Origin of the sequence: Rhizobium esperanzae, from assembly GCF_002204185.1 — a bacterium.
Classification (GTDB): Bacteria; Pseudomonadota; Alphaproteobacteria; order Rhizobiales; family Rhizobiaceae; genus Rhizobium; species Rhizobium esperanzae.
In genome coordinates, this window is the sequence record NZ_MXPU01000001.1 from 117,803 (window position 1) to 129,979 (window position 12,177).

Below are 12,177 nucleotides of genomic sequence, written 5' to 3' on the forward strand. Positions count from 1 at the left end.
TCGATTTAAGCGAGCTTTTGTCAAAAGGCTAGAGCGAAAGCTCACTAACGCCACCATTCCTTCCCGACCAGGCGAGCGGCGCGTCGAGGAAGGCCTCGACTTCTTCGAGCGTCTTGTCGTCGAACAGCTTCTGCGCCCTGGCGACGGCCAGAACATTGCGCCAGGTGGCGATATGATGCAGCCGGACCTTGCCGTCGGTAAAGCGCTGTTGGCCGAAGATGTCATAGAAGAACAGCGCGATGCCGTGATCGACGATGCCGCCCGCGGCGCGCACCGCATCGATGAACTTGAACATGCTGCCGCCCGCCGTCGTCAGATCCTCGATGACGAGCACGCGCGAGCCTTCCGGCATATTGCCTTCGATCTGGGCATTGCGGCCATGGCCCTTCGGCTGCTTGCGGACATAGATCATCGGCAGGCCGAGGCGGTCGGCGAGCAGGGCGGCGAAGGGAATGCCGGCCGTCTCGCCGCCGGCGATGCAGTCGAACTGCTCGAAACCGGCATCGCGCAGGAGGGTGCTGGCGGCGAAATCCATGACGGTCGAGCGGATGCGCGGATAGGAGAGCAGCTTGCGGCAATCGATATAGACCGGGCTCGCCATGCCGGAGGAGAGCTTGTAAGGCTGAGCGGCGTTGAAATGCACCGCCTTGATCTCCCAGAGCATCTTGGCCACCAGTTCGGCCATCAGGGCGCGGTCGGGAAATGTGGTCTGGATCATACGGCTCTCCTTCAGCTTTGCGTCTCCGGCAATAGCAGCAAGAGCCTTCGGTTTCCAGACGCAAGGCGCGCCTGACTGCAACAGAAGGAACTTCGATATGCAGATCGTCCTCGTCCTTTCTCTCGTCGCCGCGGCAATCGGCAGCGGTCTCGTCGCCGGCATCTTCTTCGCCTTCTCGACCTTCATCATGACCGCCTTTTCCAGGATCCCGGCCGAACAGGGCATTGCCGCGATGAACTCGATCAACGTGACGATCGTCCGCTCGCCGTTCATGGCGCTGTTCGTACCGACGACGATCCTCTGTCTCGTCATAACAGTGCTGGCGTTGATCAACTGGCGCGGCGGGGCGTCGGCGCTGATGCTGGCGGGAGCGGCGCTCTATGTCATCGCTTCTTTCGTGTCGACCATCGTCTTCAACGTGCCGATGAACGATGCGCTGGAGAAGGTGAGTGGCAACGGGCCGCAGGCGGCCGAGCTCTGGGCGACCTATCTCAGGGACTGGACAAGGTGGAACCATGTCAGGACAGTGGCCTCGCTGCTGGCTTCGGTCGCCTTCGTGCGGGCACTGATGCTGGTTTGAGTAGGCGCTGGCAGCAAAGAGAGGCCCTATACCTGCATCTTGCCATTGGTGCTGTTGTGCAGCTCTTTGCCCCAGCCAGCTCCCTGATCGTGCCGTTGAAGGCAACATCGGTAATGTGCCACAGACCGATTGATAGGATAGAGACGCGCAGTCCGGGATCAAGAGGCCGTGCGCGATGCCTCGAGGGGCACGGCCCGCAGGTGGCCGGCCAACTCGACGCGATTGCGGCCGCCGCGCTTGGCGGCGTAAAGCGCCTTGTCGGCGGCGCTCAACATGGCATCGAAATCGAGCGGCGTGGAGCGGCCGGGCGCCACACCGACGCTGACGGTGCATTTCAGCACTTCGCTGTCGATCGGGATTTCGCGCGCCTCGAAGGCCCGGCGGATTCGCTCAGCCGTCAGTTCGGCCCGGCCGGGCATGATCTCCTTCAGCACCAACGCAAATTCCTCGCCCCCGAGCCGGGCGGCGGTGTCGCCCGGGCGGCAATGGGCGGTCAGTTCGTCGGCGAAGACGGTGATCACCCGGTCTCCGGCGGCATGGCCATAGCGGTCATTGACGGATTTGAAATGGTCGATATCGAAGACGATGACGGCGGCGGTCGTTCCCATCGGGCGCGTGCCGTATTCGTCGAAGACGGCGCGGCGGTTGAGCAGCCCGGTCAGCGGATCGGTGATCGCCTCCAGACGATGGCGGGCGGCAAGCCGCCATTGATGCAGCGCCAGCGACAGCGCACCAATCCCCGTCATGCCCGCGATGCAAATGGCGAGGCTCAGATCTTCCGCCCAGTTGCTGGGCGCCTTGCCGAGCACCAGCTTGCCGTCGGCAACGAGAACGGCGGCGCAAAGCAGGAAGGAGACCGCCGTCAGCGTATAGAGCGCCGCAATGCCGAGGAGCGGCGCCGGCGCTTCGGCGCGAGCAAGCCAATATTGCCGGGCGGTGGCGAAGAGCAGCAGGGCGATGGCGAGATTGTCGGCAATGAAGGCGAGGCCGTCATAGCCTGACAGCATCGGCAGGATCGAGACGGCCATCGCCGCCAGAGCCCGGATCGCGATGGCGGCAATCGACACATGGCCGGTGAGAAACTGTTTTCCGGCGCCCCATATGGTGGCGAAGCCGGCATGGAACAGCACGAAGCTGCCAATGGCAAAGACAACTTGCGGCCGGTTGACGTAGGCGCTGTAGACAAAAATCCCGCCGACGACGAGGACGAGGCCGACGGTGGCGGTGAGCAGCACGGTTTCGGCCCGGCGCACCAGCCAGCTGCCCATCAAGGTCACGGCAAGGCAGGCCGCAGAGACGCCGAGCGCCAGTAAGAGGGAGTTGTAGTCAAGCGTCATGCTTCTTCAGTCTCCGCAGCGGGTGTCGCCAGATGATCGGCGGCCTGGGGTTCCGCGCGGAGAATGTCTTATGCATCCGTTAACAAATGATGCATCGCACAATGAAAATGTTATTCGCCTAACGTTGTGGCGCAATTTAAATGAATATTCCATTTAAAATTGAAAAGACGAAAAGATGCTCACGCCACGACCCGCCAATGCAGGGGGAACATTGGATCGAAGACCGTCACCGCACCGGCGCCTGTTTCTATCTTTGCGGGAAAAACGATCGGATCGCTCTGCTTTGAGAGGGTGATCCGCTCCTCGTTCGGCGATAGGCCGTACCAGGCCGGCCCATTCAGCGAAGCGAAGGCTTCCAACCTGTCGAGCGCGCCCTCCTCCTCGAAGACATGGGCCAGGCAGCTCATCGTATTGATCGAGGTGTAGATGCCGGCGCAGCCGCAGGCGCATTCCTTCAAGGGATCGACATGCGGGGCGGAATCGGTGCCGAGGAAGAAGCGTTTGTCGCCACTGGTCGCGGCAGCGCGCAGCGCCAAGCGGTGGTTCTCGCGCTTGGCGACCGGCAGGCAGTAATAATGCGGGCGGATGCCGCCGACGAGGATGGCGTTGCGGTTGATGATCAGATGGTGGGTGGTGATCGAGCCGGCGAGATTGCCTTGGGCGGCCTTGATGTAATCGATGCCGTCCGCGGTCGTCACATGCTCCATCGTCACCTTCAGCTCCGGCAGGCGCCGGCGCAGCGGATCGAGCACGGTGTCGATGAAGACGGCCTCCCGGTCGAAAATATCGACATCGGGCGTCGTCACCTCGCCATGGACGCAGAGCGGCAGGCCGATCTTCGCCATGCGCTCCAGCACCGGCATCGCCTTCTCCATGTCGCGCACCCCACCATGCGAATTGGTGGTGGCGCCGGCCGGGTAAAGCTTGACGGCGGTGATGAGCCCGCTTGCCGCCCCCGCCTCGACATCGTCGGGGCTGGTTTGTTCGGTCAGATAAAGCGTCATCAGCGGCTGAAACCGGTGGCCGTCCGGCAACGCCTTGAGGATGCGCTCGCGATAGGCCTTCGCATCCGCGGTGGTGACGACCGGCGGCACCAGGTTGGGCATGATGATGGCGCGGGCAAAGGTGCGGCTCGTGTCGGCGATCACGCCTTCCAGCATGGCGCCGTCGCGCAGATGCAGGTGCCAGTCGTCGGGACGGCGGATGGTGATCGATTGCATGGCAGGCCTCCGAAGCGATGCGTCTGCGGCCTGATAGCACTAAAGCGCGTCGCATTGAAATTGATTCATGCCAGGCACTTCAACGCAATTTACCTGCACGTCGCCATCCCACCGCTGCACGGGTTCAGCCGGCATGGTCGTCAAGCCAATTGCTGCATCACGCCAGCGCGATCTCCAGCGTCACGTCGGCCGGGCGGCGGTTTTCCAGGATCAGCCGGCCGTTCGGCAAGTCGTTGCCGTAGACCTTGGCGCTGGCGGCCTCCTCGTCGAGGTTGTAACCGCGCCAACGCGCCCAGAGCCGCTCCTCCAGCACCTCGATCGGCGGCGCCAGCATGATCGAAAAATCGAAGATGCCGTCGAGCTCGGCCCATTTGCCCTGCGTGAAGAGCAGATAATTGCCCTCGACGATGATGAAGCGGTCTTTGGGATCGATGGGCCGGGCGGAGGCGATGGCGAGCTCGCGCGAGCGGTCGAAGACCGGCGCCAGAACCTCCTGGTCGGCCCGGCGGACGGCGCGGATGATATCGAGGAATCCCCTGACATCGAAGGTTTCGGGGATGCCCTTGCGCGCCAAGAGGCCGCGTTCGATCAGGACGGCATTGTCCATGTGGAAGCCGTCCATCGGCAGGACCGCGGCGCTCTCGCCTTTGGCTTTCAGCGCCGCCGCCAGATTGTCTGCCATGGTCGATTTGCCCGCCCCCGGCGGCCCGGCGACGGCGATCAGGAAACGTCTGGCATCGCCGGCGCGGGAAAGCACCTCGCCGGCGATGTCTTCGATGCGTGCACTCATGCCGCAACAGGCTCCGTCGGCACCGCCTTGGCGCCGGTCATGAAGGCGACGGCATCCGACATGGTGTATTCCTTCGGATTGATCACCGTCAGACGCCGGCCGAGGCGGTGAATATGGATCCGGTCGGCGACTTCGAAGACATGCGGCATGTTGTGCGAGATCAGCACGATCGGCAGGCCGCGGGCGCGCACATCGAGGATCAGCTCCAGCACCTTGCGGCTTTCCTTGACGCCGAGCGCCGCGGTCGGCTCGTCCATGATGATGACCTTCGAGCCGAAGGCGGCGGCGCGGGCGACGGCGACACCCTGGCGCTGACCGCCGGAGAGCGTCTCCACCGCCTGATTGATGTTCTGGATGGTCATCAGCCCGAGCTCGGACAGCTTGTTGCGCGCCAGCTTTTCCATCGCCGGCCGGTCGAGCATGCGGAACAGCGAACCGAGCGGACCTTTCTTGCGGATCTCGCGGCCGAGGAACATGTTGTCGGCGATCGAGAGCGCCGGCGACAAAGCGAGGTTCTGGTAGACAGTCTCGATGCCGGCCTCGCGCGCCTCCATCGGCGAGCGGAAATGCACCTGCCGGCCTTCGAGCGTGATCACTCCCTCATCGGGGGTGACGGCGCCTGAAATCGCCTTGATCAGCGAGGACTTGCCGGCGCCGTTATCGCCGATGACGGCAAGGATTTCACCCGGGTAGAGGTCGAAATCGGCATTGTCGAGGGCGGTCACGCGTCCATAGCGCTTGACGAGTCCGCGGGCAGTGAGAATGGGTTCGTGAGCCATGATTACACCGAAACCTTTCTGATCCACTGATCGATGGCGACGGCGGCGATGATCAGCACGCCTGTCAGCAGGACTTTCCATTGCGGGTCGGCGCCGAGCATGTTGAGGCCCATCGACACGACGCCGACGATCATGGCGCCGAACAGCGTCCCGAGAATGGAGCCGCGGCCGCCGAAGAGCGAGATGCCGCCGATCACGGTCGCGGTGATCGCCTGCAGGTTATAATCGGTGACTGCCGAGGACGGCGAGATCGAGCCATTGCGGCCGATCGAGACCCAGGCGGCGAAGGCGGCGATGACGCCGGACATTGTATAGACGGTGAGCAGCACCCGCTTCGTCTGGATGCCGGAAAGCTTGGCCGCTTCCGGATCGTCGCCGACCGCATAGACATGCCGGCCCCAGGCGGTGTGATTGAGCACATACCAGAGCAGCAGGACGAGCAGCACCATGGCGATGACACCGAGGGTGAGCACAGCGGTGCCGAGCCTGAAGCTTGCGGCGAAAAGATGCAGCAGCGGCGCCTGGGCGTCGACATCGGCGTCGCGGATCGTCTCATTGGCGGAATAGATGAAATTCGTCGCCATGACGATGTTCCAGGTGCCGAGCGTGACGATGAACGGCGGAAGCTTCATGAAGGCGACGAGGAAGCCGTTCAGCAAGCCGCAGAGACCGCCGACCAGCAGGCCTCCGATGACCGCAATCGGGGTCGGTATGCCGTAGGTGATGGCGACGTTGCCCATGATGACAGCCGAGATCACCATGATGACGCCGATCGAAAGATCGATGCCGGCCGTCAGGATGACCAGCGTCTGGGCGGCGCCGAGAATGCCGACGATGGCGATCTGCTGCAGGATCAGTGTCAGGGTGTAGGACGAGAAAAACCGTCCGCCGAGCGCTACCCCGAAGATGATGATCGCCAGCACCAGCACGATGAGCGGCACGGCTGCCGGCGTCGAGTGCAGAAAATGCTGCGCACGCTTGATCAGCGGGACGCCCTGGTGCTCGAAGGAGGCGACGTTCTTGTCGCTGCCGTCGAGGACGCGTTCGAATTCCTGTGCTCCGGTCATGGTTCCTCCTCCGCATCCGCGCGCCGAACCCGCGCGGAGGCCGCCACCCATTGTCATCCGTTCGTTGCTTAGCCGGTGGGGTGACGGCACATCGTCCGTCCAAAACGGCCGGGGATCAAGCCCCGGCCGCTTTCTCTTTCAATAGATTGGGCTCAGCCCCAGCACTTGTCGGTGCCTTCCTTGGTGTCGATCGACTTGACGCCGGAGACCGGCTTGTCTGTGACGAGCGAAACGCCGGTGTCGAAGAAGGACTTGCCTTCCGTCGGCTTCGGCTTCTCACCGCTATCGGCGAACTTCTTGATCGCCTCGATGCCGAGCGACGCCATCAGCAGCGGGTATTGCTGCGAGGTGGCGCCGATGACGCCTTCCTTGACCGACTTGACACCCGGGCAGCCGCCGTCAACCGAGACGATCAGCACGTTCTTTTCCATGCCGACGGCCTTCAGCGCCTGATAGGCACCGACAGCGGCCGGCTCGTTGATCGTGTGGATGACGTTGATGCTCGGATCCTTCTGCAGAAGGTTTTCCATGGCCTTGCGACCGCCTTCCTCGTTGCCGTTGGTCACGTCATGGCCGACGATGCGCTTGTCGTCTTCGTCGCCGATCTTGTCCGGGTTCTTCGGGTCGATGCCGAAGCCCATCATGAAGCCCTGGTCGCGCAGGACGTCAACCGTCGGCTGCGACGGCGTCAGGTCGAGGAAACCGACCTTGGCGTCCTTGGCCTTGTCGCCGAGCGTTTCCTTGGCCCACTGGCCGATCAGCTTGCCGGCGAGCAGGTTGTCGGTGGCGAAGGTGGCGTCGGCGGCATCGGCCGGCTCGAGCGGCGTGTCGAGCGCGATGACCAGCACGCCGGCATCACGCGCCTTCTTGACCGAAGAGACGATGCCCTTGGTGTCCGAGGCGGTCAGCAGAATTCCCTTGGCGCCGTCGGCGATGCAGCTTTCGATCGCCGCAACCTGGCTTTCGCTGTCACCGTCGACCTTGCCGGCATAGGACTTCAGCGAAACGCCGAGTTCCTTGGCCTTGGCCGTCGCACCTTCCTTCATCTTGACGAAGAAGGGATTGGTGTCGGTCTTGGTGATCAGGCAGGCGGAAACGTCAGCCGCCATAACAGGGGCGGAAAAGGCGACGCCGAGTGCGAGCGCGCCGAAAGCGAGAACTGATTTCTTCATGAACTCCTCCCAGAGTTTGCCGGCGCCGCCCGTGCGGGCCGGAATTTTCGAGATGTGACACTTCGCTTCGGTCGCTGCCGCTTCCGAAGCCGCCCGTGCCCTTGACGCTGGCAATTAAGAGCGAAAGAAATCGGCTTGTCAATAAATAAATCCAATTGAATTATTAATTCGATGTGGCATGCTCAATCGCATTAGGATGTACGGTACCGCGCCTTTTCCAACGCAGAGAATGGCCGCCTTACCGCTTTCAGCTGCTGCACAATCCCCTTGGATCGCTTCCGATCCGGGGAACCGTGCAAGAGGCCAACGCTCGGGAGGAGCGGCCATGTCGTCTTTGGATGGGCCGGAACACACACCGGTCCCGCCGCCCATTCTCAATCCGGCCGGGGGCGCGAACCAGGTCAGGGTGCGCGCCTATAACGAACGGCTCGTGCTGTCGCTGGTGCGCCTCTACGGCGCGCTGTCGAAGGCCGATATCGCGCGCCGCAGCGGACTGTCGGCGCAGACCGTCTCGGTGATCATGCGGGTGCTGGAAAAAGAAGGGCTGCTATCGCGCGGGGCGCCGGTGCGCGGCCGGGTCGGCCAGCCGTCGATCCCGATGCATCTCAATCCCGACGCCGTCTATTCCTTCGGACTCAAGATAGGCCGGCGCAGCGCCGATCTGGTGCTGATGGATTTCGTCGGCCGCATCCGCATGCAGCTGCACCAGACCTATGCCTATCCGCTGCCGGACGAAATTCTCGCCTTCGTCACCTCGGGCATCGAGGAGATCGAGAGCAGGCTCGACGACAAGCAGCGCAGCCGCATTGCCGGCCTCGGCATCGCAGCTCCGTTCGAGCTCTGGAATTGGGCCGAGGAAGTCGGCGCGCCGCCGGGCGCCATGGAGGTCTGGCGGGATGTCGACCTGCAGGCCGATATCGCCGCCCGTGTCTCCCACCCCGTCTTCCTGCAGAACGATGCGACCAGCGCCTGCGGCGCCGAACTCGTCTTCGGCGTCGGCCCCTCCTATCCCGACTTCGTCTATTTCTTCATCGGCTCCTTCATCGGCGGCGGCATCGTGCTCAATTCGGCGATCTTTTCCGGCCGCACCGGCACGGCGGGCGCCATCGGGCCGCTGCCCGTGCGCGACAGGAACGGCGAAACCAAGCAGTTGCTCGAGATCGCCTCGATCTTCGTTTTGGAAAACATGCTGCGCGAACGCGGCATCGATCCCGAGCCGCTCTGGTATTCGGCCGACGATTGGGTGGATTTCGGCGAGCCAATGGAAGTCTGGATCCAGGATAGCGCCAAGGCGCTGGCCCAGGCGATCGTCGCCGCCGCCTCGATCGTCGATTTCAGCGCCGCCGTCATCGATGGCGGCTTTCCCGATTGGGTGCGCAGCCGCATGGTGCAGGCGACGATCGACGAGGCCGCCAAGCTCGACCTGCAGGGCGTCGTCATGCCCGAAATCATCGAGGGCGCGGTCGGCGCGCAGGCGCGCGCCATCGGCGGCGCCAGCCTGCCGATCTTTTCGCGTTACCTCACAGACCAGAACGTACTCTTCAAGGAGATAGACCATGCTGAAGGGACTTGATCCGCTTCTGAGCCCGGAATTGCTTTTCACGCTGCGCGCCATGGGCCACGGCGACGAAATCGCCATTGTCGACGGCAATTATCCCGGTGTCGAACATGCCCGCCGGCTGATCCGGCTCGACGGCCACCGCCTCATTCCGGTGCTCAACGCCGTGCTCAGCGTGCTGCCGATCGACGATTTCGTGCCGGAGGCAATCTTCCGCTCGACCGTCAAGGCCGAGCGCGACAAGCTCGATCCGGTGCATGAGGAGATGATCGACTGCTGCGCGCTTCACGAGCCGCACCGGCAGGTGGTGCCGCTCGTCGGCCAGGATTTCTACGGCCGGGTGCGGGCCGCCCATGCGCTGATACAGACCAGCGAGCCCAGGCTCTATGCCAACATCATCCTGCGCAAGGGCGTGATCTATCCGAAAGAGCCGGGCACGCAGGCGGCCGAGGTCGATCCTTTCGTTTACTAGCCAGGGTCTGGCCCCACCGTTCAAGCCACGCTTTCGCTGCGCGCCCGAGTAGGCGCGTAGCGCTTCCACCCGTGCTGAGGCACGCCGAAGATGCTCAGCTGCCGATCCGGCCAGCCGCGGCTGTCCGTATTCCCACGCCCCTATTGCTGCGCCAGTATCGATGATCTCGTTGAGGAAGCGACCAAGGGATGGGCTCCCTATCATGGGGTACGTCCGCACAGGCAATGCCTGCGTCCGAAGCGGCGCCGACCGGTGTGGGCTGATGATGGAGCAATCCGGTGCGCCAGCAGCAGCAACAGACGGGAACATTCCTGCAGCGAGTCGGTTAGTCGGCATCCAACCAGGAGGATGCCAATGTATCACCATGTAAAGAAGCTCATGTATACCGTTCGGGTTGACGAACCTGATCCGAAATTCGGCAATATGCTGCTTGAGCAGTTCGGCGGCGCAAACGGTGAACTTGCGGCAGCCATGCAATACTCTATTCAAGGCTTGAATTGCGAGGATCCCGGACGGAAGGACCTCCTGATGGACATCGGAACCGAAGAACTCAGCCACCTCGAGATCGTCGGGACTCTTGCGAGAATGCACCTCAAGCCGCTGAAGTCGGTCAGGGAGGAGGCGGAAGCCGATCCGCTGATCGCCATTGCAGGCGGCGGTGGCGTGAACCTTTTCAATTCGATGGGAAACCCCTGGACGGCCGATTATCTCAAAATAACAGGCGAGCTGGATGTGGATCTGAGAAGCAATATAGCCGCGGAAGCACGCGCCAAGATCGTCTACGAACGCCTGATCGACTTCTGCCGCGATCCGGGGACCAAGGATGCGCTGCAGTTCCTGATGACCAGAGAGATCACCCACATGCGTGCTTTCGCCCTGGCCCTCGAAAGCATGGGCAAGCCGCCGCTGAGCGTCGGCAGGATTGCGCCGACGGCAGGACTGGTCGATCAGTTCTTCAACGATTCCACGGGTCAAGGAGATTTGGGTGAGGTTGACACCCGCGGTCCATGGAATGAAGGAAAACCCTGGGAATTTGTCGAAGCGCCGGCCTTCCAGGATCTCCCGGGCGCTGAAAACGGCGGGACGGCAATCCGCGCTCAGAGCGCTCCCCCTGAAGGAGCAGAAGCGATTCAGGAAGTCCTTGTGGATGAGCTCCGTGACCTGCTGCATGCGGAAAAGCAGCTGTTGAAGGCGCTTCCCAAGATGCAGAAAGCCGCGCGCACGCAGCAGCTCCAGACCTTGCTGCGCAACCATCTTGCCGAGACGGAGGCGCAGGTCGAGCGTTTGAACGAATGTCTGCGAATCCTCGGCACCTCGGCTCGCGCCAAGCCATGCAAAGGCATGGCCGGCCTGGTGGAGGAAGGCGAGGAAGTGATGGCGGAAGGCAAGAAAAAGCAAGACGCTCCCGCTGATCTGGCTTTGATCGGAGCGGCGTTGCGGGTCGAGCACTACGAGATTGCCGCCTACACCACCGCTCGCAATATGGCACTTCAACTTGCGCAGCCGGCGGTCGCGCAATTGCTAACACTGTCGCTGGGTGAAGAGCAGAATGCCGGCCAGTTGCTGGATCAGGTTGCCCAACCCCTGATGTCGGCGGCGAGAATGCCAAGTAGCGTCCTTCTGACAGTTTAGCCGTGCGGAGCGAGGAACGCGTGGCTGCCACCTACGACGCGGCAACGATCTGAGGCCATGCCGAGAGGCGCTTTTTCCCGCATTCAAAGTTGCTGCAGCTGGCACCGCCCGTAAAAAAACACGCGGTGCCATCTGCATTATGTGCGTCACCGTCACAACGGGATGCCTTTGTTGATCGCCCATATTAATGATGCACATCATCAATAACTAAGCTATAATGACGGCCGCCATCATAGCTGGAAATGGCCGTTGAAAGGACCGTGACGTGCGGATCACCAAGGAACAGAAGCAGGAAAACTACGACCGGATTATCGCCACCGCGTCAGAGCTGTTTCGCGAACGTGGATTCGATGGCGTGGGCGTGGCGGAATTGATGGAGCGCGCGGGGCTCACCCATGGCGGCTTCTACAATCACTTCCGCTCCAAGGAGGAACTGATCGCCGAATCGACCGAGAACGGGTTGAACGAGACTTTGCAGCGCTATGCCGGTTACGACGTCCTCGACGTCATGGAGCTTTATCTCGCACGCGATCACCGGGATGGGCGCGGCCAGGGGTGCACGGCCGCAGCACTGAGTTGCGATGCCGCCCGACAGCCTGAGACAACCAAGGCCGTTTTCGCTGCAGGAATAGACAAGCTGGTGCGCGCGGTGGAGGGTGGCATTGCGCAACGTCATCCTTCCGGCGCCGGTGGGCGCGCGCAAGCCATCGCCATTCTCGCTCAGGCCGTTGGCGCCATCGTGCTTTCGAGGGCCTGCCCGGACGATTCCCCGCTGGCTGACGAACTGCTCGACGCCTGCCGCGCGGATTGCCGCGACGCCATTGAGAACCGGATGCGGCAACGATAGGGCCA

12 protein-coding genes are annotated in these 12,177 nt (G+C 62.6%); 5 read left to right on the plus strand and 7 right to left on the minus strand.

The window, feature by feature from the left end; all coding sequences use genetic code 11:
• Nucleotides 1-28: 28 nt before the first annotated feature.
• A complete protein-coding gene (locus B5E41_RS00545) occupies nt 29-718 on the minus strand; it encodes an orotate phosphoribosyltransferase (protein WP_088390222.1) in 690 nt (229 codons plus the stop codon).
• Nucleotides 719-815: 97 nt separating this feature from the next.
• Here B5E41_RS00545 and B5E41_RS00550 point away from each other — a divergent pair, with 97 nt between their 5' ends.
• A complete protein-coding gene (locus tag B5E41_RS00550; RefSeq protein WP_088390224.1) occupies nt 816-1,298 on the plus strand; it encodes an anthrone oxygenase family protein in 483 nt (160 codons plus the stop codon).
• 158 nt (nt 1,299-1,456) lie between these two features.
• Here B5E41_RS00550 and B5E41_RS00555 read toward each other — a convergent pair whose 3' ends face one another.
• From B5E41_RS00555 to B5E41_RS00580, 6 genes are all read right to left on the minus strand, one after another.
• Nucleotides 1,457-2,635: a GGDEF domain-containing protein gene (locus B5E41_RS00555; RefSeq protein WP_088390226.1), complete on the minus strand. Its 1,179-nt coding sequence runs from the start codon at nt 2,633-2,635 to the stop codon at nt 1,457-1,459.
• Nucleotides 2,636-2,814: 179 nt separating this feature from the next.
• Nucleotides 2,815-3,855, minus strand: coding sequence for a dihydroorotase (gene pyrC, locus B5E41_RS00560; protein WP_088390228.1), 1,041 nt, complete (start codon nt 3,853-3,855; stop codon nt 2,815-2,817).
• 157 nt (nt 3,856-4,012) lie between these two features.
• Nucleotides 4,013-4,645 carry a nucleoside triphosphate hydrolase gene (locus B5E41_RS00565; protein WP_088390230.1) on the minus strand — a complete coding sequence of 211 codons (633 nt, stop codon included), beginning with the start codon at nt 4,643-4,645 and terminating at the stop codon, nt 4,013-4,015.
• Complete coding sequence (locus B5E41_RS00570) at nt 4,642-5,424, minus strand: ATP-binding cassette domain-containing protein (RefSeq protein ID WP_064800510.1); 783 nt, start codon at nt 5,422-5,424, stop codon at nt 4,642-4,644. The genes B5E41_RS00565 and B5E41_RS00570 overlap by 4 nt, the downstream gene beginning before the upstream one ends.
• 2 nt (nt 5,425-5,426) lie before the next feature.
• Nucleotides 5,427-6,491 carry an ABC transporter permease gene (locus B5E41_RS00575; RefSeq protein WP_088390232.1) on the minus strand — a complete coding sequence of 355 codons (1,065 nt, stop codon included), beginning with the start codon at nt 6,489-6,491 and terminating at the stop codon, nt 5,427-5,429.
• A gap of 152 nt (nt 6,492-6,643) precedes the next feature.
• Nucleotides 6,644-7,663, minus strand: coding sequence for a sugar ABC transporter substrate-binding protein (locus B5E41_RS00580; protein WP_064800508.1), 1,020 nt, complete (start codon nt 7,661-7,663; stop codon nt 6,644-6,646).
• 325 nt (nt 7,664-7,988) lie between these two features.
• Here B5E41_RS00580 and B5E41_RS00585 point away from each other — a divergent pair, with 325 nt between their 5' ends.
• The 4 genes from B5E41_RS00585 (at nt 7,989) to B5E41_RS00600 (ending at nt 12,172) form a co-directional block, all read left to right on the plus strand.
• Nucleotides 7,989-9,236, plus strand: a complete 1,248-nt coding sequence (locus B5E41_RS00585; RefSeq protein ID WP_088390234.1) for an ROK family transcriptional regulator — start codon at nt 7,989-7,991, stop codon at nt 9,234-9,236.
• Nucleotides 9,220-9,693 (plus strand): RbsD/FucU family protein, encoded by a 474-nt coding sequence (locus tag B5E41_RS00590; protein WP_011423841.1) that lies wholly within the window; start codon nt 9,220-9,222, stop codon nt 9,691-9,693. Before B5E41_RS00585 ends, B5E41_RS00590 begins: the two co-directional genes overlap by 17 nt.
• A 354-nt stretch (nt 9,694-10,047) precedes the next feature.
• Nucleotides 10,048-11,325: a DUF892 family protein gene (locus B5E41_RS00595; RefSeq protein WP_088390236.1), complete on the plus strand. Its 1,278-nt coding sequence runs from the start codon at nt 10,048-10,050 to the stop codon at nt 11,323-11,325.
• Nucleotides 11,326-11,590: 265 nt separating this feature from the next.
• On the plus strand, nt 11,591-12,172 hold the full coding sequence (locus tag B5E41_RS00600; RefSeq protein WP_088390238.1) for a TetR/AcrR family transcriptional regulator: 582 nt from the start codon (nt 11,591-11,593) through the stop codon (nt 12,170-12,172).
• Nucleotides 12,173-12,177 lie beyond the last annotated feature (5 nt).

Coding starts and splice junctions, on each gene's coding strand:
- B5E41_RS00545 (WP_088390222.1), bottom strand. CDS start 718: ATGATCCAGACCACATTTCCCGACCGCGCCCTGATGGCCGAACTGGTG.
- B5E41_RS00590 (WP_011423841.1), top strand. CDS start 9,220: ATGCTGAAGGGACTTGATCCGCTTCTGAGCCCGGAATTGCTTTTCACG.
- B5E41_RS00595 (WP_088390236.1), top strand. CDS start 10,048: ATGTATCACCATGTAAAGAAGCTCATGTATACCGTTCGGGTTGACGAA.
- B5E41_RS00580 (WP_064800508.1), bottom strand. CDS start 7,663: ATGAAGAAATCAGTTCTCGCTTTCGGCGCGCTCGCACTCGGCGTCGCC.
- B5E41_RS00570 (WP_064800510.1), bottom strand. CDS start 5,424: ATGGCTCACGAACCCATTCTCACTGCCCGCGGACTCGTCAAGCGCTAT.
- B5E41_RS00575 (WP_088390232.1), bottom strand. CDS start 6,491: ATGACCGGAGCACAGGAATTCGAACGCGTCCTCGACGGCAGCGACAAG.
- B5E41_RS00555 (WP_088390226.1), bottom strand. CDS start 2,635: ATGACGCTTGACTACAACTCCCTCTTACTGGCGCTCGGCGTCTCTGCG.
- B5E41_RS00565 (WP_088390230.1), bottom strand. CDS start 4,645: ATGAGTGCACGCATCGAAGACATCGCCGGCGAGGTGCTTTCCCGCGCC.
- pyrC (WP_088390228.1), bottom strand. CDS start 3,855: ATGCAATCGATCACCATCCGCCGTCCCGACGACTGGCACCTGCATCTG.
- B5E41_RS00550 (WP_088390224.1), top strand. CDS start 816: ATGCAGATCGTCCTCGTCCTTTCTCTCGTCGCCGCGGCAATCGGCAGC.
- B5E41_RS00585 (WP_088390234.1), top strand. CDS start 7,989: ATGTCGTCTTTGGATGGGCCGGAACACACACCGGTCCCGCCGCCCATT.